The sequence below is a fragment of the [Clostridium] cellulosi genome, assembly GCF_036762875.1.
Taxonomy (GTDB): Bacteria; Bacillota; Clostridia; order Oscillospirales; family Ethanoligenentaceae; genus Ruminiclostridium_D; species Ruminiclostridium_D cellulosi.
This window is the reverse complement of record NZ_JBAIZF010000003.1, coordinates 81386-105426: the sequence shown is the minus strand read 5'-3', so window position 1 is coordinate 105426 and position 24041 is coordinate 81386. Positions and strand designations below refer to the sequence as shown.

10 protein-coding genes and 3 CRISPR repeat arrays (1 of these 13 cut by a window edge) are annotated in these 24041 nt (G+C 47.7%); of the genes, 8 read left to right on the top strand and 2 right to left on the bottom strand.

Annotation, left to right across the window (positions count from 1 at the left end; all coding sequences use genetic code 11):
- Nucleotides 1-4720: a CRISPR direct-repeat array (repeat unit 32 nt; unit sequence GTCGCTCCCCACACGGGAGCGTGGATTGAAAT); it reaches 771 nt to the left of the window's first position.
- 84 nt (nucleotides 4721-4804) lie between these two features.
- A CRISPR array of direct repeats spans nucleotides 4805-5175; the repeat unit is 32 nt; unit sequence GTCGCTCCCCACACGGGAGCGTGGATTGAAAT.
- An 84-nt stretch (nucleotides 5176-5259) separates the two neighbouring features.
- Nucleotides 5260-10010: a CRISPR direct-repeat array (repeat unit 32 nt; unit sequence GTCGCTCCCCACACGGGAGCGTGGATTGAAAT).
- A gap of 480 nt (nucleotides 10011-10490) precedes the next feature.
- Nucleotides 10491-11546 carry a mannonate dehydratase gene (gene uxuA / locus V6C21_RS01185; protein WP_034844207.1) on the bottom strand — a complete coding sequence of 352 codons (1056 nt, stop codon included), beginning with the start codon at nucleotides 11544-11546 and terminating at the stop codon, nucleotides 10491-10493.
- Between the two features lie 336 nt (nucleotides 11547-11882).
- Between uxuA and V6C21_RS01180 the strand changes: the two genes are divergently transcribed.
- The gene (locus tag V6C21_RS01180) at nucleotides 11883-12575 is read left to right on the top strand and encodes a GntR family transcriptional regulator (RefSeq protein WP_034844208.1); all 693 of its coding nucleotides are present in this window, start codon (nucleotides 11883-11885) and stop codon (nucleotides 12573-12575) included.
- Between the two features lie 53 nt (nucleotides 12576-12628).
- Here V6C21_RS01180 and V6C21_RS01175 read toward each other — a convergent pair whose 3' ends face one another.
- Nucleotides 12629-15280, bottom strand: coding sequence for an MGH1-like glycoside hydrolase domain-containing protein (locus tag V6C21_RS01175; protein WP_479268130.1), 2652 nt, complete (start codon nucleotides 15278-15280; stop codon nucleotides 12629-12631).
- A gap of 437 nt (nucleotides 15281-15717) precedes the next feature.
- Here V6C21_RS01175 and V6C21_RS01170 point away from each other — a divergent pair, with 437 nt between their 5' ends.
- The 7 genes from V6C21_RS01170 to V6C21_RS01140 all read left to right on the top strand — a co-directional run bounded on the left by V6C21_RS01170 (nucleotide 15718) and on the right by V6C21_RS01140 (nucleotide 24032).
- Nucleotides 15718-17052: an ABC transporter substrate-binding protein gene (locus V6C21_RS01170; RefSeq protein ID WP_479268129.1), complete on the top strand. Its 1335-nt coding sequence runs from the start codon at nucleotides 15718-15720 to the stop codon at nucleotides 17050-17052.
- Between the two features lie 74 nt (nucleotides 17053-17126).
- Complete coding sequence (locus V6C21_RS01165) at nucleotides 17127-18014, top strand: carbohydrate ABC transporter permease (protein ID WP_045085851.1); 888 nt, start codon at nucleotides 17127-17129, stop codon at nucleotides 18012-18014.
- 14 nt (nucleotides 18015-18028) lie between these two features.
- Nucleotides 18029-18859: a carbohydrate ABC transporter permease gene (locus V6C21_RS01160; RefSeq protein ID WP_034844212.1), complete on the top strand. Its 831-nt coding sequence runs from the start codon at nucleotides 18029-18031 to the stop codon at nucleotides 18857-18859.
- A gap of 51 nt (nucleotides 18860-18910) precedes the next feature.
- Nucleotides 18911-19948, top strand: coding sequence for an SIS domain-containing protein (locus tag V6C21_RS01155; protein WP_479268128.1), 1038 nt, complete (start codon nucleotides 18911-18913; stop codon nucleotides 19946-19948).
- Between the two features lie 17 nt (nucleotides 19949-19965).
- Nucleotides 19966-20931 carry an ROK family protein gene (locus tag V6C21_RS01150; RefSeq protein ID WP_479268127.1) on the top strand — a complete coding sequence of 322 codons (966 nt, stop codon included), beginning with the start codon at nucleotides 19966-19968 and terminating at the stop codon, nucleotides 20929-20931.
- A gap of 85 nt (nucleotides 20932-21016) precedes the next feature.
- Nucleotides 21017-21862, top strand: coding sequence for an SDR family oxidoreductase (locus V6C21_RS01145; protein WP_045085849.1), 846 nt, complete (start codon nucleotides 21017-21019; stop codon nucleotides 21860-21862).
- Between the two features lie 133 nt (nucleotides 21863-21995).
- Complete coding sequence (locus tag V6C21_RS01140; protein ID WP_479268126.1) at nucleotides 21996-24032, top strand: glycosyl hydrolase 115 family protein; 2037 nt, start codon at nucleotides 21996-21998, stop codon at nucleotides 24030-24032.
- Nucleotides 24033-24041 lie beyond the last annotated feature (9 nt).

The window sequence follows — 24041 nt, the reverse complement described above, 5'->3', positions numbered from 1 at the left end:
GATTGAAATAGTCATAATAGCATTGTTAATAATCGTTGCTAAAGGTCGCTCCCCACACGGGAGCGTGGATTGAAATAATGCAAGAGGTGGGTATTCAAACATTTATTGGCAGTCGCTCCCCACACGGGAGCGTGGATTGAAATATAATTTATCATTTGAATTTCAATTCTTGCGAGGAAGTCGCTCCCCACACGGGAGCGTGGATTGAAATTTTTTTTGACCAAAATCCTATGGCAGACTTCATAAGTCGCTCCCCACACGGGAGCGTGGATTGAAATAAAAACTCCCATATTATCACCTCAATAAACTAATAGGTCGCTCCCCACACGGGAGCGTGGATTGAAATTATATTCCCAATTGTCATTAGTTATAGAGTTGTGTCGCTCCCCACACGGGAGCGTGGATTGAAATTTTGAGTCCTTCAAGCCATAAAGAGCATTTACTTGTCGCTCCCCACACGGGAGCGTGGATTGAAATGTGTTCGAACGCTTGCCATGCTGGTGAGCCATCCGAGTCGCTCCCCACACGGGAGCGTGGATTGAAATGGTCATAAGGGAAGAAATTGTGGCGATACGGGAAGTCGCTCCCCACACGGGAGCGTGGATTGAAATTGCCGGATGTATCGTTGGATATGGGATGAATACATGTCGCTCCCCACACGGGAGCGTGGATTGAAATACCTGTCGGTAACATGTATGTCGGCTTGATATTAATGTCGCTCCCCACACGGGAGCGTGGATTGAAATTGGGGATGCCCCTATTTGTCGCGCGATAAATGTCGGTCGCTCCCCACACGGGAGCGTGGATTGAAATCTTATAGTCGTATCCGGCGGCGGTCAAACGATTTTTAGTCGCTCCCCACACGGGAGCGTGGATTGAAATGGTAATAGAAAATAAGCCATATTTTTCGATTACTGGTCGCTCCCCACACGGGAGCGTGGATTGAAATTCTTCCAGCCCGAGCTTTCTAATGAGCATGGTAAGTCGCTCCCCACACGGGAGCGTGGATTGAAATCTTCTTATCCGGTACATTTTGCGCACAAACACCATAGTCGCTCCCCACACGGGAGCGTGGATTGAAATATGATGTGCAACTAAGAACTGTGCCTGAATAAAATAGGTCGCTCCCCACACGGGAGCGTGGATTGAAATTTGCAAGTTTCAAAGACTTCCTGAATCCATTCATCGTCGCTCCCCACACGGGAGCGTGGATTGAAATTCTGCGAGAACGCCACGATTAAAGATTGCCGTACCAAGTCGCTCCCCACACGGGAGCGTGGATTGAAATTTGCGCTGCCGCGCCGCTCTCTTGCTAATGATTGAGTCGCTCCCCACACGGGAGCGTGGATTGAAATAATCGCGCACATACACGGATAGCAACGGCAACAAGTCGCTCCCCACACGGGAGCGTGGATTGAAATCTAAATGCTATACGCGGTGGCATGAATTCGCTGACGTCGCTCCCCACACGGGAGCGTGGATTGAAATTTGCGGGACATAATCGAACTGTCGCCGCGAAGATGGTCGCTCCCCACACGGGAGCGTGGATTGAAATAGCAGGAGGAAAAGTGATGGATAACGTTAATGCATTGTCGCTCCCCACACGGGAGCGTGGATTGAAATACATACTCGGAATGAAAAGTCAGTACAGTATAAGGGTCGCTCCCCACACGGGAGCGTGGATTGAAATTCTGTGTCGGCATGTTTCGGCGCTCACCATTTTTGAGTCGCTCCCCACACGGGAGCGTGGATTGAAATCATTGATTTTCGTCAAAGCTGGACTGGACAATTGCCTTGTCGCTCCCCACACGGGAGCGTGGATTGAAATCAACCGTGGAGTCGTTGCACATTACCTTGACTGTAGAGTCGCTCCCCACACGGGAGCGTGGATTGAAATCTCGCTCCTCGCACGCGCAGCCCATAACTGCGTATTGTCGCTCCCCACACGGGAGCGTGGATTGAAATTTATGGGGGTGGTTGATTGGATATCAACATCATAAGTCGCTCCCCACACGGGAGCGTGGATTGAAATTTTAATTTCGAACAAGCCTAAGTCCATGCTTTTCTGGTCGCTCCCCACACGGGAGCGTGGATTGAAATAATTGTGACTATTGGAAAATTGTATGAACCAAGAGGGTCGCTCCCCACACGGGAGCGTGGATTGAAATTGCAACGTACCAGGCAGGGAAACGGTCCTGGTCAGGTCGCTCCCCACACGGGAGCGTGGATTGAAATCTACAAGCTTCATACCAATGCTTATTTGGTGAATATGTCGCTCCCCACACGGGAGCGTGGATTGAAATTTTCTGCACAGTCAATGAAAATGGCGATATTATATGTCGCTCCCCACACGGGAGCGTGGATTGAAATATTTGTGCAAAATGACCGTCTATACGGTTATATCACGTCGCTCCCCACACGGGAGCGTGGATTGAAATTTGCCTTTCTTAAATGATAGCCAATGCCATCAATGTCGCTCCCCACACGGGAGCGTGGATTGAAATATGAAAATCATGCAGCCTTTATATTCACCAGTCAAAGTCGCTCCCCACACGGGAGCGTGGATTGAAATAAGACGCGTTATTTTACTTGCGGCCATATCAATAGCGTCGCTCCCCACACGGGAGCGTGGATTGAAATACTACAGACACGCACATATACTGATGACAACGGCAAGTCGCTCCCCACACGGGAGCGTGGATTGAAATTATCCGGAGAGAAAAAAGAAGAGTACCGGGATTTGGTCGCTCCCCACACGGGAGCGTGGATTGAAATATATCGTCCTATTGGATATGATGTGTAATATAAAGGTCGCTCCCCACACGGGAGCGTGGATTGAAATATAAGTGGTCGTGGAGATATATGATACGATATCCGGTCGCTCCCCACACGGGAGCGTGGATTGAAATCTGTACAATACGAATATCTACGCCTGCTTCAAGGTCGCTCCCCACACGGGAGCGTGGATTGAAATTACGGTCTCGCGACTGCGTAAAATAAAGCCGAACGGTCGCTCCCCACACGGGAGCGTGGATTGAAATACAAGAGACATTATGATTTCAGGTCCCTTTTGTGTCGCTCCCCACACGGGAGCGTGGATTGAAATCAGTATGAGAAAAAACACGGCAAAACCGTCGTCACGTCGCTCCCCACACGGGAGCGTGGATTGAAATACCGATTGGCCGAGATATTTATAAAAAATGCTTTTGGTCGCTCCCCACACGGGAGCGTGGATTGAAATCATAGGGTAACCATTATCATCGCGAATAATAACTGGTCGCTCCCCACACGGGAGCGTGGATTGAAATAACTTTCGCGGTTTTATGAGGGTATGTTAAATATGGTCGCTCCCCACACGGGAGCGTGGATTGAAATTGCGCTGGGATGTCAATGCGCGTTCGATTACAGCGTCGCTCCCCACACGGGAGCGTGGATTGAAATCCGCACCCATCGAAGAGGCAATCTGCGAGTTAGCTCGTGTCGCTCCCCACACGGGAGCGTGGATTGAAATCCCCCTGCACCCCCCGCCGCTCCAAAAAGCTGATGGTCGCTCCCCACACGGGAGCGTGGATTGAAATTGATATGGGACGAGCATAGCCAAAAATTATAACCGTCGCTCCCCACACGGGAGCGTGGATTGAAATTAAGCATGGTTGTACAGGGTTTAAACCCTGACAAGAAGGTCGCTCCCCACACGGGAGCGTGGATTGAAATTAAGCATGGTTGTACAGGGTTTAAACCCTGACAAGTCGCTCCCCACACGGGAGCGTGGATTGAAATTGGAGATGTAAGGCTGAATAAGAGTTCAGACCAGCTGGTCGCTCCCCACACGGGAGCGTGGATTGAAATAAGCTGAAATGGGGCAACTGGGGTACGATGTACAATGTCGCTCCCCACACGGGAGCGTGGATTGAAATTAGATATGTTTTGCGGCATGGGTACTATTCGTATGGGTCGCTCCCCACACGGGAGCGTGGATTGAAATGAGGTAGCGTCAAGCCCTCTGCATTGTCAATCCATGTCGCTCCCCACACGGGAGCGTGGATTGAAATTCGAACAAGGCCGCTTCGTTCGCCGTTAAGTCCTGGTCGCTCCCCACACGGGAGCGTGGATTGAAATTATTCTGCCAAACGCGCTAATCACATATTAGAGTGTCGCTCCCCACACGGGAGCGTGGATTGAAATTGACCCTGCCACTTGGCAGTATGCAACTGACCAAGAGTCGCTCCCCACACGGGAGCGTGGATTGAAATTGAACTTGATACTATCTTACAAACAGGTTGGGTACCGTCGCTCCCCACACGGGAGCGTGGATTGAAATATAGTTTCAAGCAAAGCATTAAATTGTTCGTTACGTCGCTCCCCACACGGGAGCGTGGATTGAAATTTAAGTACGCGCAGGAGGGAGTTGAGCGCGCAGGTCGCTCCCCACACGGGAGCGTGGATTGAAATTTAGATATACAGTGGTTGACATCACGAGCAAATAGCGTCGCTCCCCACACGGGAGCGTGGATTGAAATAAGCTTGATTTTGATAAAAAAGCCCTTATTTATGTCGCTCCCCACACGGGAGCGTGGATTGAAATTGCCCTATGTGCGGCAGAAAATTAAGTTAAGGAGGGGTCGCTCCCCACACGGGAGCGTGGATTGAAATCATTGGCCAGAAGAACGCTTCTGGAAGTCAACTCCGTCGCTCCCCACACGGGAGCGTGGATTGAAATTTCCAGTGCTATCTGAACCTGAAAGGGTAATCGCTCCGTCGCTCCCCACACGGGAGCGTGGATTGAAATGTAACTCAACTGTATCGTCGCTCCCCACACGGGAGCGTGGATTGAAATTTTCCAGTGCTATCTGAACCTGAAAGGGTAATCGGTCGCTCCCCACACGGGAGCGTGGATTGAAATATAAACTGTTAAACAGTAGTACAATATAGTCAAACAAGTCGCTCCCCACACGGGAGCGTGGATTGAAATAGGTCAATCAGGTATTCTTCGCAAAATCTTCTTTGGTCGCTCCCCACACGGGAGCGTGGATTGAAATCGATAATGTCAGATTGTTTACGCCGATATGGATATGGGTCGCTCCCCACACGGGAGCGTGGATTGAAATAATAGAGCATATGATTGCTTTTTTAATAATTTACGGTCGCTCCCCACACGGGAGCGTGGATTGAAATATTTAGTATCCTTTGAGACAATAACGATTTGCCAATCGTCGCTCCCCACACGGGAGCGTGGATTGAAATGTAACTCAACTGTATCGTCGCTCCCCACACGGGAGCGTGGATTGAAATTTTTGCGCAGTCAGAGCAAGACCCGCGGGATCGTCGGTCGCTCCCCACACGGGAGCGTGGATTGAAATTAATGCAAATTAAAAAATCAAAAAAATTAAGAAAAGTCGCTCCCCACACGGGAGCGTGGATTGAAATTTGATGTACCTCTTTTGCTTATCGCTAATGCTCGTGAGTGTCGCTCCCCACACGGGAGCGTGGATTGAAATCTGGCATAGGTCATCCGTACCATCAATGGCGGACAAGGTCGCTCCCCACACGGGAGCGTGGATTGAAATTTTATCAAGAACTATTCGGCGCAAGTTTTAAAAGCGTCGCTCCCCACACGGGAGCGTGGATTGAAATATGACAAGTTTGATGTCGAACCGCCGAGATATGAGGTCGCTCCCCACACGGGAGCGTGGATTGAAATGGTAGATTTCATCAAGTTTGCCCTTGCAGTTTTTTAGTCGCTCCCCACACGGGAGCGTGGATTGAAATCTGGATGAAATTGTCTCCCATCAATTCCTTAAGAGTCGCTCCCCACACGGGAGCGTGGATTGAAATAATAAAAGAATTTTGCGAAATCTGCGGTATTGAGTCGCTCCCCACACGGGAGCGTGGATTGAAATAATAATGGCGCTAAAATATGGATGCCTTAAGGGTGTCGCTCCCCACACGGGAGCGTGGATTGAAATCCCCGCTACCATTTAAGGCAGCGGGGTAAAATTAAAGGTCGCTCCCCACACGGGAGCGTGGATTGAAATTTTGTGTAAATTTGATATAATATAAGTAAGGAGTCGTCGCTCCCCACACGGGAGCGTGGATTGAAATTGTACACCTACGCAAAAAACCACATAGAAATTACCGTCGCTCCCCACACGGGAGCGTGGATTGAAATCACTTGGCAATATGAAACTGACCAAGACAGTTTCCCCGTCGCTCCCCACACGGGAGCGTGGATTGAAATATGGGCTGGGGCTGTTATGCACAACCCCGCAGAAGCAGTCGCTCCCCACACGGGAGCGTGGATTGAAATGGGGCGGCGCACGCCCCCTTTGGCGGGGAGCTGCAGGTCGCTCCCCACACGGGAGCGTGGATTGAAATAGTTTCAGGAGCGGTGTTCATATATTTTCGCCCCCTGTCGCTCCCCACACGGGAGCGTGGATTGAAATATTTGGGGGATACCCCCCAAACCCCCAAAAAAATCTTGTCGCTCCCCACACGGGAGCGTGGATTGAAATTTAGATCTTGTAGACAATGGTACTATACCATTTAACGTCGCTCCCCACACGGGAGCGTGGATTGAAATACAATAAGGTCAAGGTATGGCAAGCTACCCAAACAAGTCGCTCCCCACACGGGAGCGTGGATTGAAATATTATAAATATCTTCATACTTAGGGACGTCGAATGTCGCTCCCCACACGGGAGCGTGGATTGAAATACCCAGCTCTCGGAATAATGCAATTTTTGTGCGATTGTCGCTCCCCACACGGGAGCGTGGATTGAAATAGCCTATTAAAACCAGCAATCATAGGCTGCGCATAGGTCGCTCCCCACACGGGAGCGTGGATTGAAATGGGTCATAATAATAAAATGGGAAAATATCTTTTTGTCGCTCCCCACACGGGAGCGTGGATTGAAATAGGCGCAGGGGCTGCGCTCTGCGCGACCGTCAAAGTCGCTCCCCACACGGGAGCGTGGATTGAAATACAAAGTCAAAATCGCGGGCTATATCATATGACACGTCGCTCCCCACACGGGAGCGTGGATTGAAATTTCGTGGTGAATCTTTATCTGAAATTGTGGTAGTTGTCGCTCCCCACACGGGAGCGTGGATTGAAATATTTTCTGAAATTGTTAACATAAACTTTCCTGGAACGTCGCTCCCCACACGGGAGCGTGGATTGAAATATTGCTTCAGCTTCAGTTTTAGCAGTCCAGCCTCGTGTCGCTCCCCACACGGGAGCGTGGATTGAAATAATGCGACCGCTGCTCCAAGGTTACCTATACCCGCGTCGCTCCCCACACGGGAGCGTGGATTGAAATAAGAGCTAGCAACATCTACTAAGGCACTTACCAAAGTCGCTCCCCACACGGGAGCGTGGATTGAAATTATATATCAATATCTTGGTCGATCGGAAAATGCGTGTCGCTCCCCACACGGGAGCGTGGATTGAAATACTAACCAATAAACTCTTTCCGTCATTGGATAAAAGTCGCTCCCCACACGGGAGCGTGGATTGAAATCTTTCTAACTTTTTTTTAATAATATCATAGTTTATGTCGCTCCCCACACGGGAGCGTGGATTGAAATTCATATGACATTGCGCCGTTGCCGAAAGAGAACGCGTCGCTCCCCACACGGGAGCGTGGATTGAAATAATTCTCTGCTGACGGACGTACACACATTAATAATGGGTCGCTCCCCACACGGGAGCGTGGATTGAAATTGTCTTTCAAAATTACTGCACTTATTGGTTTGCACGTCGCTCCCCACACGGGAGCGTGGATTGAAATATTTAGAAATTTCAGCAAGGGCTTTGTTCCCCATCGTCGCTCCCCACACGGGAGCGTGGATTGAAATCCTTGACCGTGTCGCTCCCCACACGGGAGCGTGGAGTCGCTCCCCACACGGGAGCGTGGATTGAAATGATAAAGCATTTGAAATTGCTTGTGCCAGTGACCGGTCGCTCCCCACACGGGAGCGTGGATTGAAATTGTAGCTGAAATAATGGGTAAGCATGGAGTTAATTACGTCGCTCCCCACACGGGAGCGTGGATTGAAATATTCTGTCCTTGAAAAATGCCAGGAAGGCGATCAGGTCGCTCCCCACACGGGAGCGTGGATTGAAATTGTCCGTACAATGGCAAGACGCCAACGGGGGGCTGAGTCGCTCCCCACACGGGAGCGTGGATTGAAATCCGCTCCTTTGATGGCGAAGCCACATCAGCTTCTGTCGCTCCCCACACGGGAGCGTGGATTGAAATGGAAATGCAAAATGGATAATCATTGGCGCCGAGAGTCGCTCCCCACACGGGAGCGTGGATTGAAATTTGTAAAAACCATCAGAAATGTCACCGCAATGATAAGTCGCTCCCCACACGGGAGCGTGGATTGAAATGCCGCTTATCCCTATAAAAATCCTTGTTTCATAATTGTCGCTCCCCACACGGGAGCGTGGATTGAAATAACATCTCTATCACTCATAGCCCAGCTTTCGCCCGGTCGCTCCCCACACGGGAGCGTGGATTGAAATAAGGTACTCATGTTACATATCCAGAGGGCGTTTGCCATGTCGCTCCCCACACGGGAGCGTGGATTGAAATTGCATGCTGCCGTTTTGCATATATCAAAACAAAAGTGTCGCTCCCCACACGGGAGCGTGGATTGAAATCTGAATCCATTCATTCGGCACCCAATCTCCGAATGTCGCTCCCCACACGGGAGCGTGGATTGAAATATATATAAAATTCTTCAACAAATGATGCGCAGAGTCGCTCCCCACACGGGAGCGTGGATTGAAATATCAGCCCCCCGTTGGCGTCTTGCCATTGTACGGAGTCGCTCCCCACACGGGAGCGTGGATTGAAATTTATATCAATATCAAAGTGGGATTGACCCACTTTGAGTCGCTCCCCACACGGGAGCGTGGATTGAAATTTTTGTACTGCTATATCCAGAATATACGTACCGGTCGCTCCCCACACGGGAGCGTGGATTGAAATAACGCTTTTGCCAGTGTCTGAATTTGAAGTTTTGAGTCGCTCCCCACACGGGAGCGTGGATTGAAATTGATGAGCTTGAGAACATTGCTTTGCCGTCATAAGTCGCTCCCCACACGGGAGCGTGGATTGAAATACGATGAACAAGCCGCAAAGGTAAAGGCAACTGGTCGCTCCCCACACGGGAGCGTGGATTGAAATTTGCATGAGTAAACGCCATGCCGTCATTACCGACTGTCGCTCCCCACACGGGAGCGTGGATTGAAATCCTCCTGCCGCTTTACGCGATGATCTCAACGACGAGTCGCTCCCCACACGGGAGCGTGGATTGAAATATCATGAATATAAGATATTTGGGAGTTCCAATATTGTCGCTCCCCACACGGGAGCGTGGATTGAAATTTTGCCTATAATGAAAATATTAATATCAATTACATGTCGCTCCCCACACGGGAGCGTGGATTGAAATCGTCATTTTTTGACACGGCGAACATTTGAGATAATGTCGCTCCCCACACGGGAGCGTGGATTGAAATTTTGAGGTATGTGTCAATATCATCTTTTAACTGCGGTCGCTCCCCACACGGGAGCGTGGATTGAAATATCCTCCCTGCATATTAGGTCTCCGATTGCGCAAGTCGCTCCCCACACGGGAGCGTGGATTGAAATTTAACCCAATGCAGGCCATCCGATAATACAAGATGGTCGCTCCCCACACGGGAGCGTGGATTGAAATATAACTCCGTCAAGGTTACCTCAACTCTCGGATTCGTCGCTCCCCACACGGGAGCGTGGATTGAAATTAAAAATATGCGTCAGCCTCGCGCTGTAAAGCGCGCAGAGCCGTCGCTCCCCACACGGGAGCGTGGATTGAAATATCCTCCCTGCATATTAGGTCTCCGATTGCGCAAAGTCGCTCCCCACACGGGAGCGTGGATTGAAATTCTTAGTTTCTTTAACCACTGGCGCAATATTTTTTCAAGTCGCTTCCCACGCGGGAGCGTGGATTGAAATAGTTAAATTTTTGGACCCTATGACAGCGTCATATAAGTCGCTCCCCACGCGGGAGCAACAAAAAGGGCCGCCAAGCTTCAAGCTTGGCGGCCCTCTCTTATTAAAATGCAGTATAAAAATTATCCCGCCAAATTGCGCTTAATTTGGCGGGATACCAAAACAGTTAGTTAAAGCAGAAAATGCCTTTTGCGAAAAAATAAAGAGCAGCCAACCTTTTGAGCCGCTGCCCCATCTTTTTCCGGGCTGTTTTGCTACAGCCCTATTTATTATAAAATCAATGCTGCCGCTTTGGCATCTGAACCAATTCTCACGGATGCAGGGAAGTTTGAAGGAGGCAATAGATATATCCAGAGAATTTATTCATGGTGTTATTTATTGGCTTGTATTAATTGCGCTGTTCTGAGGAGACTGTTTTGCAAAAGAATAGAAACCAAAGCGGCAGTGTTCTCAAGGAAAGGGAATAAAGCGCAGGGGAACTTTTTAATGGCTTGAGCATTTTTCCTTTTCTAATGTTTCCCAGATTCCGTTAATATAGCAGGCTCCCAGTGCCCGGTCATACAGACCGTAACCCGGACGGCCGGTTTCACCCCAGATCATACGGCCGTGATCCGGTCGGCAGTACCCGTCAAAACCTGTATCATGCAGCGCTTTGAGGATGGCAACCATATCCAAGGAACCATCTGAAGAAAGATGGCTGGTTTCATAAAAGTTTCCATCGTTGTCAAATTTGACATTGCGCAGATGTACGAATGCAATGCGTTTTTGTGCGGAATATTTTCTTACCATGGAAACGATATCATTGTCAGGCGTACAGCCAAGCGATCCGGTGCAGAAGGTCAAGCTGTTGCTTTCGCTGTCCACAATCTTGAGAAAGCGGTCGATGTTTTTCTCGCAGGTTATAATGCGGCACAGACCAAAAATGTTCCACGGTGGATCGTCCGGGTGAATAGCCATTTTGATGCCGCTTTTTTCGGCTTCAGGCACAACCGCACGAAGAAAATAAGTCAGGTTGCTCCAAAGTGATTCTTCGTCAATATGGCTGTACTGTTCAAAAATGTGCCGCAAGTCCTCTTTCTTGTATGAGGTGTCCCAACCCGGCAGGGAAACATCATCGTCATAGACATTAATGTTTTCAAGGTCTTTTTTAAAATAGGCCAGTGTTTTGGAATGGTCTTTGAGAGGGTACTCGACTGTTGTGCGTGTCCAGTCAAATACCGGCATAAAGTTATAACAGACTACCTTAATGCCTGCCTTAGCAAGATTGTGCAGGCTTTTGATGTAGTTTTCTATATATTTGTCACGTGTCGGCAAGCCCAGTTTTATATCTTCGTGCACAGGAAGGCTTTCCACAACCTCAAAGCGGAGTCCGGCGTCTTCAATCTGTTTTTTAAGGGCAAGAATTCTTTCGTATTCCCATACCTGACCTACAGGAACATCGTAGATTGCCGTAACAATGACCTGCATTCCGGGAATTTGCCGGATTTTTTCTAAAGTAACCTGATCGTTGGCGCCATACCAACGAAACGACATTTTCAAGTGCTTCAGCTCCTTTTAGAACGATTTATCATTAGGGGATTTTTGATTGAAATTTGAAAATTCTCAGAACAATGCAGAAGGTGAAAGCCTTACTGCTGAATTCTTATCATTCAAAAATGTTTTAATACGGAGTGTCAAAGAATTTACTTCGTCCTGTTTGGTACTCATTTTGGCTCAAAGCAAAGCCATTATGCGGAGATAATTTGTATACAAAAACGCAAGAATAAAATTATGCAATTTGTTTAAAACAGCATTTTAATTTCATTAACTTGCATATCAGCTTAAACCATGTTAATATTATGCTGTCGGTTAAACATATGAAATAAGGTGAAATACATGGATAAGACTAATTCTGCAGCCCCAATTTATGAGACGCTCAAAGACGAGATTACTTTTTTAATTATCCCGCCCAATCAGCGTATCAGCGAAATCGAAGTTGCAAAACGCTTTAATGTTTCCCGCACACCCATCCGGGATGTATTCAAGCGGCTGGAAGTGGAGGGATTTTTAAAAATCATTCCTCAAAAGGGAACCTACGTTACGCGGATTGATATGAGCGATCTCGCCGATATGATGTACCTTAGGGAAAAAATTGAGCTTGCTGTTGTTGAAGATCTGTGCGGAAAGCTGTCACAGGATCAAATTATCCGGCTCCAGTTTCAGATTGCGCAGCAAAAGAAACTTTTGAGCGAATCAATGGATATGATGACAAAAGCACGGAACTTCATTAAGCATGACAATGTGTTCCATAGCACAATTTTTTCACAGGCAGGGAAACCGAGCCTTTGGAAATATATGCTTAACATCGGCCCTCATTATCACCGGTACCGTACATTAAATAATTTAAAGGATGAAACAGTCCTCACAAATCTTTGCGAAGAACATGAAAAAATTGTTGAAGCGTTAATACACAGTGATATGCAAACCATCAAGCAAATCTATCAGGAACATATTTTTGGGGGATTAAGCAACTTCTATGCAATAGTAAACAAGTATCCACAATATTTCACCAAAACAGATATGAGCTAAACCGGCGTTACAAGCGGAACGGGAAACCGTTCCGCTTTTTTTGTTTTATTTAATCACCATACAGAAAGGTTTCCGCCTTTGCAGTTTTTGTCAAATGTGAATTCCAAAACGCCCTTGAAGCGTTCCTTATAAGCAACCGGTTCGCCGTTCAATGAGGCTTGATAATGCTTCTTTTCATCATCCGAAAGGACAACGATAATGGAATAATGACCATTGCCATGATATTCAAAATCAATTGAGCACCCGCTGTAGTCTGGGGCAAAATCGCGCTTCGCGATCCAGGTATCCAGACCGGCAGTGACGGTGCCTTTTTTGTAATAGGCGTTTGCCCAGATGTTGATAGGGGCGGATAAACCGCCGAACTGATGGAACCAGCCGCCGCGCCCTGTTGCAATGTTGAGCATTTCAAAGCAGTTGTAAGAGGCATCAACCTCGCGCTTCCAGGATCTAAGGGCAGTATCGGCGATTTTAAAGGCGAAGTCGGTTTCACCGAGGTCAAGCATGGTTTTGAAGAAAAACCACTGATGCGAGAACCAGACACTGCCGTTCCAGTAACCGTTGTTTTGGAAATAGCTGCTTGACATATCAACGGCGCTCAGGCCGACCTTGCTGAACAGGTTTTTGGTGGATTTCAGATGTTCAAGCAGAATATTTTTCTGATGTTCGGTGCAGACGCCGGCAACAAGCGGATAAACGCCGTCGAAGCCTTTGTTCAAATTCTCGCCCTGCTCATTGCGCAAAATGCCTGTAGGCTCACCCTGTTCGTTATGCACTACATAGCTGAAATAGCCGCAGTCCTCATCCCATGAATAATCCTGCAGGCCCTTTGTAATGCGTGCGATATCGGCGTCATATACAGCCACATCCTGCTCTCTGCCGCAGTGAAGTGCAATCATGCGCAAGATTTTGGCAAAGCGAATCACCTGCGACGAAGAGATCGCAGGCGCGACGCTGCGTTCCAGAGCGTGCTGATGGGTATATACTTGGGCGGGGTAGTCGTCCATTCCGCTGGAGCTGTAGAAGAGGTCATAGGTGCTTGTCAGGCCGCTTTTAAAACGAGCTGTGGTGGAGTGGTGCGCACGCCCAGCAAGATATTCGTAATATAGGCGCGCCCTATCGTAATAGGTGTAGAGCGATGTTTTATCATTAGTCCTATTGAGCAGCTCCAGATAAAGATAGCTTTGTACCGGAACCGGCGAGCCATGATGCAAAAAGGCAAAGTCCGGGTTTTCCTCATCGCTGAGGTAGGTATCCAGTATATATTCAGCAAGTTTTGGCTCGGATTCCAGCAATCCTAAGCCGATAAAGCCGGAATCCCAAGTGTAGAGGGAATCCCACCGTTTGCCGGGGGTATGATGGATGATATAGCTGCCGTGCCGGTAAATCGGATAAACGGTATTGACAAGCAGCGTGCTGCGCAAAAGCCTGTTGCTGAATTCAAACTGCTTGCCATGAACGCTAAAATCGAGTGCCGGTGTTTCTTTCAGACGCTTCTGATAAAGCGCCTCACATTCCTCTGCACTGATATCCGGACAGCTTCCAGTAAATACAACCGCGTATTCCACATGGGTCTTGTGAGGTTCAATAAAAATGGAATGGATAATGGTGTTGCTGTAAAACCCGTCGTCACTGTGTTTGCGGCTGAATGAGCGTGTAAACGGCTCTGTGACATCGTCAAAGGTGATATCCGGATTGGAAAGCCGTGAAATCATCGCGTCTTCAAGGCAACCTGTTTCAATCCTGCGGCGCCGGATATGATCGCTGAATACCCGCAGCCCGTATATTTGATCAATTTCAGGGTAACGATAATATATAGTCTGACCTTTTTCTTGAATTTCTGGCAGATTGTTGTACGGCGTGGTGTCAAAGACAATTGAACCAGCGTCTTCTTTTTCGGTCAGAATCAAGCAGTCCAATTCAACGCCTGCTCCGCCTTCTGATATAAACTCCAATGTCTGAGAACCGGCGCTGACCGCTCCAATTTCAACATTGGCTGTATGAAGTGCTGTGTCCGCGCCAAATGTGATGGAGGCTTGAACAGCTCCGGCCAGGCGGAAGGCTGTATTTCCTTTGGGACGCGGGCAGCGATACCGGATTGTCAGTACTGCGTCAGCAAATGGCTTTGAAACGTCAAACCGGTATAAAACGCGGTCGCCTGCTTCGGCACCGAAAGGCAGAAAATGCAACTGAGGTACATGGCTTGCATCAATTCGGTCGCCGAGCCCCCTTCCGTTTAGAAAGGAGGGGTCAAGAAATTCGCCTTTTTTGAGACCGTCCGGATTTTGCTCGTCCCAGGGCCTGCTGTTTTTGTATTCAAATTCTGTATAGTCACACGCGTCAATGCAGACATGATGTTTCGGAAGACCAACGCGGCTTCGCTGCAATGACGGGTATTCTAAAGAACAAAAGTAGTTGAGCATGCAGTTCTGTGACAGTTCCGTATTGTTGTGATATTCTACGCGGATGACGGATGCATTTTCGGTCAATTTTAAAAAGGATACGTCTGCATAGACACGATCTTTCCACTCGAGATCGTATCGATATTCGTAAAATGACAAATCCGGTTTTGCGTTCCATGGATGATAGTTTGACGGAACAGTAACATTAGGCACGGGTACGTTGCTGTTTGCAATGGTTGGGTGCACTACACAGTCAAATCGAATCCCTTTTTTGTGATCCTTATCGACCACATGAGAAATGCCCATGTACTTTTTGGAATATGGCCCCCATTGCGGAAGCACGGATTTATATTTGTCATAATTGTATCTCGTAGTGGTACACCTTCCTTTCCTAAAAAACATCTGGTATACAAGATAGTATTATAGCACACTTGTATCCATCTGTCTATTAATTCTTATAAATATTATTTTTGCTATTATTATTTTATAATTATTGCGCATAATATTAGTAATTACCAGGACTTTTTTTAGTATAATTAGTGTAAAAAATATTTTTTAACAAGTATCCCAGTTGGTATTGATTTTTATTCAATATGTGTTAAAATAAAGGTGGTATACAAATTCCCGCATTCTAGAGGAGGCAACCGTATAACTTTATATACGGCTACTCTTCGTTCTGATTCCAAGAATGAATCGGAACAAAACATCTTTCTAAAAAATGAAAAAAAGGGTGGATGAGAAGAATGAAAAAAAGTATCGCACTTGTTCTTACGGCTGCAATGATGCTGACCGTAACAACTGCGGGATGTAGCAACAAAAACTCTTCTAGTTCTGCTGCATCATCGTCATCATCAGACAGCAGCCCCTCCGGCACTTTAACAGTGTGGGATTGGAGCGACGTTTATAAGAGCGAATACAGAAAAGCAATCGACCCCGTCCTGGAGAAATTCAAAAAGAACTATCCGAATGTAACGCTTACGACAGAAGCTATTGCAAATGACGACATTCGCACAAAGCTGTTGACTGCACTTGCCGCGAACAACGGACCCGATGTTGCTTATATTGACGGCCAGAACCTTGCAGAGTTTGTAACAACCGGTACTTTGACACCACTCGATTCTTATGTTGAAAAATGGGGACAGGCCAGCGACTATCCGGAAAACATTTGGAAAACGGTTCAGTTTGACGGAAAAGTATATGGTATTCCGGGTGACGGCGATGTCCGTACGTTGATTTATCGTAAGGACCTGTTTGAAAAGGCAGGCATTTCAAACCCGCCGAAAACATGGAGCGAGCTTGAAGATGCCGCCAAGAAGCTCACACAAAGGGATTCAAGCGGCAATACAACCGTTTGGGGCTTTGCGCTGAACGGCGGCGACAGTGAGCATACAACAATGCGCTCCCTCCCGTGGATTTGGGATCTCGGCGGCGACATTATGGATGAATCAGGAAAGCCGACTCTTACAAACGACGCAGTTGTAAAGACCCTTGAATTTATGAACAAGCTCGTTAATGTTGACAAGGTTGCTCCTCCGAACAGCTATATGAACACAAAGAAGGAAGTTGCAAAACTCATTAACGGCGGTCAGGCTGCTATGGCTATTGTTGGTTCTTGGGAATGGAACAGCGACGCTTCCTTCTTGAAGAACGAGAATTTAAAAGATAAGTTTGCTTCAGCTCCCATTCCTCTTCCTGACGGTGCCACAGTTACTAACTCTTATACCGCAGCAGGTTATGGCACATGGGTAATTTTCGAAAAATGCGCTTTAAAGGATGCAGCATGGAGCTGGATCGATTATTGCACAACACCAGAGCACATGGTTGATATTTTCCAGTATGGTACAGGAAACCTCGGCCTTCGCAAATCCGCTGTAAAAGATCCTGTATTTACCTCAAATGATGCATTTAAATCTTTCGTAGATGTTATGCCGTATGCAAGAGCACGTTCAAACTCCCAGTATTACGATCTGATTTCATCCCAGTATCGTGCAGCGATTCAGAAGGTTCTTATGAAGAAAGCAACACCGGCGCAGGCTCTTGCAGACGCGCAGAAAGCAGCAGAGTCTCAGGCAAAATAAAATAATAGTTAATAGAAAGGTGACATGGACTATGTCCATGTTCCCTTTCTATTATTTTAAATTTGGAGGATATCATGAAAACAAGAAAAGGCAGTGAGATTGCATTTTCTTATATTGCACTATTGCCTGCGTTTATTATTGTTTTGCTGTTTGCACTTTATCCGGCTTTTTACGCTGTATACTTAAGCGTATTTAAAAGCAATTTTCTTATTTTTAACCGTCACTTTGTCGGCTTGTCCAACTATATCACTGTACTTAGCGATTCTCAGTTTTGGATTGCCCTTTGGAAAACATTTATTTATACCTTCTGGTGCGTAATTCTGCAGTTCTTTTTTGGTTTTACGCTGGCTATAGCACTGAACAAAAATATATTCGGGCGCACTTTTTATAGAGCTGCAATTGTTTTGCCATGGACCCTCTCTCCTGTTATTGTCGCTATTATCGCTACAATTATTTATGAACCGTCCAGCGGCGGACTGCTGAACTTTATTCTGTTAAAGCTTCATTTGATCCGTGAACCTGTCAGCTGGCTTGGTTCTGGAAGTGCCATGTATGCGATCATCGGCGCTAACACATGGTTCGGCATGGCGTTTACGATGGTACTCGAACTTGCAGGTATGCAGAGTATTCCTACATCACTTTACGAGGCGGCTCGCGTTGACGGAGCTTCTTCGTTAAAAGTTATTACAAAAATCACACTACCCCTTCTTAAGCCGACTATGCTTGTTAATTTTGTTTGGATCACTATCAGCACATTTAATGAATTTGACCTGGTTTATGCCCTGACAGGCGGCGGACCGCTTCAAGAAACAAACCTGCTTGGCATTCACATGTATAATACGGCCTTCAAATACGGTAAGTTTGAAATTGGTTCAACCATCGCCGTGCTGATGTTTGTCATCAATGCACTACTTACCGTAGTCTACAGCAAATTGCTCAAGGGTACCAATGAGTTGGCATAAGGAGGAAACACAGCATGAATTTAAAGAAACATCTCGGCAATCTTGGGGCATATACTTATTCAATTATCTGGACCGTCGTCTCACTTATTCCTCTTTTATGGCTGCTTAGCCTGTCTTTTAAAACGCAGACAGAGTGGAATGATACAACCCCTTCTCTGATTCCTAAGCGCCCCACGCTGCAAAACTACATGAGAGCCTTTATGAATTCTCCGCTCCCGCGTTACTTTTTAAACAGTGTAATCGTTTCATTTTTTGCACTGTTCCTGTCGTTGCTCTTAGGCTCGCTTGCAGCATATGTTATCGCGAAAAAAGAATTTCCCCTCCGGCACGCCTTTTTCTATATGTTTATTGCTGTCCGCATGATCCCGGCCCTTTTGAGCATCATTCCGCTTTATGTAATCATGTATAAGCTCGGATTGCTCAATACGTATGTTGCACTTATTCTTGCCTATATGGCCACTGGTATCCCGGTTGTGGTCTGGATTATGAAAGGATTCTTTGAGTCAATCCCGACGGAGCTTGAAGAAGCGGCTATGCTAGATGGATGCACTCAGCTTAAAACCTTCTATAAAGTTATTCTGCCATTGGCTCTTCCCGGAATCGGCGCTTCTGCAATTTTTGTCTTTGTGCGTATATGGAACGAGTATATAATCGCTTTGTCTCTTACTTCTTCTGATATCATGCGTACGCTGCCCGTCGGCGTTAAAAATGCGCTTGGCTCCCGTATGGCAGATTTCGGCTCCATGTCTGCCTATGCGATTATTGCGACTATTCCAATTCTTATTCTGTTCATCTCCTTCCAGAGATACTTTGTCTCCGGCCTGACCACCGGCTCTGTGAAATAAGTTTAGGCTGTGCACACAAATCCGCTCATAAGAAAAAAGGGAGAATATCCAATGTCATTAATGAAAAATGAAATTTTGGAACAGGCAGTGGTTACAAGACGGTGTCTCAAGGAAAACAGCGCGCAGATTGACAGTATTGTTTCCGAGCTTAACAGCCGCGGAATCCGTTTTGTTGTTATGGCTGCACGCGGCACCTCGGATCATGCTGCCGTTTACGGCAAATATATCCTGGAAAGTCGCAAGGGCTGTCAAGTCGCCCTTGCTGCCCCTTCTGTTTTGACTTTATATAATAAACGCCCTGATTATAAAGACATGCTGGTAATCGGAATATCCCAGTCCGGTCAGGCGCAGGATGTCCGTGAGGTTTTGCAGCTTGCCAGTGAGCAAGGCGCTGTTACGGTCGCTATTACTAACTATTCCGACTCGCCGCTGGCAAAGACTGCAAAGTATCACCTGAACTGCTTTGCAGGTGAAGAGAAGAGTGTTGCGGCTACCAAAACATTTACTGCGCAGATGATCTTGCTGGCGAGTCTGGTGGCAAAATGGTCCGGTGACAGGGCGTTTTTTGAAAAGCTTGAGGTTATACCCGAAAAGATTCAGGAAACATTTGCGCAATTTGATGAGGTCAAATCAATTGCGAAACGCTATCGCTTTATGGAAGAGTGCTTCGTACTTGCGCGCGGTATCAATTACGCTATTGCACTGGAAGCCGCATTAAAAATCGAAGAGACCAACTATATCCGCGCAAAGGCGTTCGCAATTTCCGATTTTCAACACGGCCCTATGGCAATGCTGCAGAAGGATATGCCGGTGCTCATTTTCGCGCCGAGCGGTCCCAGCGAAAGGGACGCCTATGAAATTATAGAAAAGGCAAGAAAAGCGCAAGCCGATATTCTGGTTTTTTCGGATTCAGAAAAACTTCGCGCGCTGGGAGACTGTTCAATCAGTACACCCGGCGGCATTGATGAAGATATATCGCCTTATGTTAATGTTGTCTTGGCCCAGATGTTTGCCTGCAGCCTTGCTGAAATACGCGGACTCAACCCGGACCAGCCACGCATGCTTAATAAGATAACCAAAACCTATTAATCATCTGGGAGAATCATATGTTAACCATTGGGATTGATTTAGGCGGCACAAATATTGCGTGTGGCCTTGTTGCAGACAAAAAAATCATTGCGTCCCGCTCCAAAAAAACCGCAATGCCACGTCCTGCAGAGGCCATTGCTGACGATATTGCCGCACTTGCTTACGAAGTAACGGAATTAGCAGGATGTTCATTTGGGGAAGTAGAATATGTTGGCGTAGGGGTTCCCGGCTCGGTGGATCCAGCTACCGGCATTGTGGAGTACGCCAACAACATAGATTTTATTAACGTACCATTGGCGGATATGCTGGGCAAAAGGCTTAAAAAAAGCATTTATATTGAAAATGATGCAAATGCGGCTGCACTCGGCGAGTTTACAGTTGATACGGATATAAATGTTCACGGAGAAAAAATCAATAATGCCGTAATGGTGACACTTGGAACTGGAATCGGCGCAGGTATGCTGATGAACGGCAAGATTGTCAGCGGACTGAACTTTGCGGCAGGCGAAATAGGTCATACCGTCATCTGCTTCGGCGGAAAGCCCTGCAACTGCGGCCGCCGCGGGTGCTGGGAAATGTATGCGTCTGTTACTGCTCTGGTTGAACAGACCCGGCAGTCCATGATTGAGCACCCCGACAGCCTGATGTGGCAGATTGCCGGAAACAGCCTTGAATCCGTAAACGGAAAGACGGCCTTTGACGGAATGCGTCAAAACGATAAAGCAGCAACAGAGGTAGTGCAGCGCTATATTGAATATGTAGGCTGCGGCATCGTAAACCTTGTAAATACGCTTGAACCGGATATTGTCTGCATTGGCGGAGGTATTTCCAAGGAGGGAGAAACTCTGCTTGCCCCGATCCGCGAAATCCTTTTGCGGGAAAGCTACAGCCGCGGCAGCAAACGGCAGCCAATTCTTCGGGCGGCGCGGCTTGGCAACGACGCGGGCATATTGGGCGCAGCTTTTCTGGGAATGGCAAAGTAGCCGATGCAAAATTAAGCAAATTCCTGGCCGGACAGTTTTATCAATAGATTTGAAATTTATTATCAATGAAAGGGAGACCTTTTTAATGAGAGAAAACTTAAAAGGCCGTGTTGCGGTTATTACCGGCGGCAGCGGCGTTCTTTGCAGCAGATTTGCAAAGGAGCTTGCAAAAGTCGGCGTGAAAGTTGCAATTCTTGGCCTTGTTCAGGAAGAATGTGACCAAGTTGCGCAGGAGATTAAAAATGACGGCGGCGAAGCAATCGGCATTGCCTGCAATGTTATGGACAAAGCGAGTATGGAAGCTGCTGAAGCCAAAGTGTCAGAAGTTTACGGCCCATGCAATATTCTGATAAACGGCGCAGGCGGAAACAGCCCGCGCGGCACAACCACCAAAGAAGTTTTGTCTTTTGATGACCTTAAAAATAAATCTGCTGGCAACTATACATTTTTTGATATCCCGGCAAAGGATCTTGAGTCTGTCTTTTCCCTGAACTGCACAGGCACCATGCTGACAACGCAGATTTTTGCGCCTAAAATGGTAGGGCGCGAGGGAGCAGTCATTCTGAATATTTCGTCGATGAACGCATACCGCCCGCTGACAAAGATTCCGGCTTACAGCGCGGCCAAGGCTGCAGTCAGCAACTTCACCCAGTGGCTTGCCGTATACCTTGCTGATGTTGGAATCCGCGTGAACGCGATTGCGCCGGGCTTCTTTGAAACAGCACAGAACGCGAAGCTTCTGCGCAATCCGGACGGCTCATTGACGGAACGTTCCCACAAGATTTTGAACCATACGCCCATGAAGCGGTTCGGGAAACCGGAGGATTTGATTGGCACATTGATGTATCTGTGTGACGAGCAGGAATCCGGATTTGTAACCGGAGTTGTCATTCCGGTTGATGGAGGATTCAGCGCTTACTCCGGGGTGTGAACAGTTAGGTTAAAACAAGAAAATATAATAAAAACTCAAGCGCAGGTAAGGCAAACCGTCGTAAAAACAGTGGCTAAAAAAACATTAGCGATAAAGACTGTACGGAAAGGTCAAAAAAGAAAGGATCGTTAGTATGAGCAATTTTGAATTTAATGCGCAAACCCACATTATTGTCGAGGATTCGTCCAAGCCTGTTGAGTGGGCGGCCAATGTTTTGCGCCGCGATATGAAGCGCGTTTTCTGCACCCCGTCCGGGCGGGGAGTCCAAAATGAAATTCATGTAAAAACAGGAGCCGAGGGAGCGCCCGAGACCTTTTTGCTGACTTTTTCGGATGATGGCGGCAAACAGATTTTGACTGTCACAGGAACAGACATACGCGGAACAATCTACGGGCTGCTGTATCTGAGCCGGACTTACCTTAAAGTGCCGCCGTTCCATTTCTGGAATGACACACCGCCCGCAAGGCTTGAGCGGGCGATGATACCCCAGCAGACCTACCGTTCAAAACCTTTCAAGGTACGCTACCGCGGATTTTTCATCAACGACGAGGTGCTGCTGCTCGGGTGGCATGATGACAGGTATGATAGAATGACCTGGGAACCAGCTTTTGAGGCCCTTCTGCGCTGCGGCGGAAATATGGTCATTCCCGGCACAGGCGAGGTCAGCCGCCATACACGGCAGCTTGCTTCTGAAATGGGACTTATCATAACCCATCATCATGCGGAGCCGATGGGTGCGAAAATGTTCCTGACAGCCTACCCCGATGAAGACCCCAGCTATCTTAAAAACCAAAAGCTCTTTGAAACGCTGTGGAGAGAAGCCATTGAGGAACAAAAAGATTCCGATGTAATCTGGACGCTTGGTTTCCGCGGACAAGGGGATCAGCCCTTCTGGGACGATGACCCGTCTCTCAATACCCCTAAAGCCCGCGGTGAGCTTATCAGCTCTATTATCAAGCGGCAGTATGATATTCTGCATGAATACTTTGATAATCCGATTTGCTGCACAAATCTTTACGGCGAAATCATGCAGCTCTATAAAGACGGCTATATCACCATTCCTGATGGCGTCATTAAAATCTGGGCCGATAATGGATACGCCCGTATGGTTTCAAGGCGCCAATGGAATCTTAACCCGCGTGTACCCGCGCTTCCCAAACCAGGCGATACGGGGCCGCATGGTCTGTACTATCACGTGACTTTCCATGACCTACAAGCCTCCAACCACCTGACCATGCTGCCCAATCCGCCGTCTCTTGTGGCATCGGAGCTGCAAAAAGCATTTGAGAGCGGCGCGGACGAATACCTGATTTGCAACTGCGGAAATATTCGGCCGCATACTTATCTTCTTGATTTGGTGTCAAAGCTGTGGACAGACGGAGCGGCCGATGTTGAAGAGCACCTCAAACAGTTTACCCAGACATATTTCCCGGACGATTGTGACGCGGTGGCGGAATGTCTCCGTGAATATTTCGACTGCCCGATCCAATACGGGCCAAATGAAGATGAACATGCCGGCGAGCAATTTTATCACTATCCGATGCGTTCAATAATTTCGCACTGGATAAAAGGCAAAGGCAGTGAGACAGAAACGGAGCTTCTGTGGGCTACCGGCAACGTGCCCTTTGACGAGCAGGTCGCATGGTATGAGGAAAAACTGAAAAGCGCTGTGGACCGTTGGCGTGCATTTTTGCTGAAATGTGAGAGAGTCAGGGCGAGTATGAAGGGCAATAAAGCTCCTTTTGAAGACGGTGTCCTGCTGCAGGCAAAGCTGCACAAATTGGGCTGTGAGGCTGCGCTCAAGTTCTGCGAAGGGTATTGGAAAATGCAGGCTCAAGACCCGCTTGAAGCATATCTCTGTGTCAGTGAGGCCATGAGGATTGCCAAGAGCGCTGTTTCGGCACTGAAACCGGCGGAACACGGCAAGTGGGTCCATTTTTACCGCAATGAATGTATGGACGGCCTTAGGTTGACGGTCTATGCGTTGAATACTACCCGCCGCTGGATTAGAGCACTGGGGGACGACTCGCTCTTCTTGTCATGGGAGCGTGGATATGTATGGGATAAGCGGTTCAACAGAGTACTTCTGCAGACAACGACAACGCCTCAGATGGATGATGACGAACTGTATGACCGGCTGAAAGCTGCACGTGACTACGAAGAAAGATAAAAACAATAT

Excerpts from the sequence above, each read along its gene's own strand:
- V6C21_RS01150 (WP_479268127.1), top strand. The coding sequence starts at position 19,966 with ATGTTAACCATTGGGATTGATTTAGGCGGCACAAATATTGCGTGTGGC.
- V6C21_RS01155 (WP_479268128.1), top strand. The coding sequence starts at position 18,911 with ATGTCATTAATGAAAAATGAAATTTTGGAACAGGCAGTGGTTACAAGA.
- V6C21_RS01145 (WP_045085849.1), top strand. The coding sequence starts at position 21,017 with ATGAGAGAAAACTTAAAAGGCCGTGTTGCGGTTATTACCGGCGGCAGC.
- V6C21_RS01140 (WP_479268126.1), top strand. The coding sequence starts at position 21,996 with ATGAGCAATTTTGAATTTAATGCGCAAACCCACATTATTGTCGAGGAT.
- V6C21_RS01180 (WP_034844208.1), top strand. The coding sequence starts at position 11,883 with ATGGATAAGACTAATTCTGCAGCCCCAATTTATGAGACGCTCAAAGAC.
- V6C21_RS01170 (WP_479268129.1), top strand. The coding sequence starts at position 15,718 with ATGAAAAAAAGTATCGCACTTGTTCTTACGGCTGCAATGATGCTGACC.
- V6C21_RS01165 (WP_045085851.1), top strand. The coding sequence starts at position 17,127 with ATGAAAACAAGAAAAGGCAGTGAGATTGCATTTTCTTATATTGCACTA.
- V6C21_RS01175 (WP_479268130.1), bottom strand. The coding sequence starts at position 15,280 with ATGGGCATTTCTCATGTGGTCGATAAGGATCACAAAAAAGGGATTCGA.
- V6C21_RS01160 (WP_034844212.1), top strand. The coding sequence starts at position 18,029 with ATGAATTTAAAGAAACATCTCGGCAATCTTGGGGCATATACTTATTCA.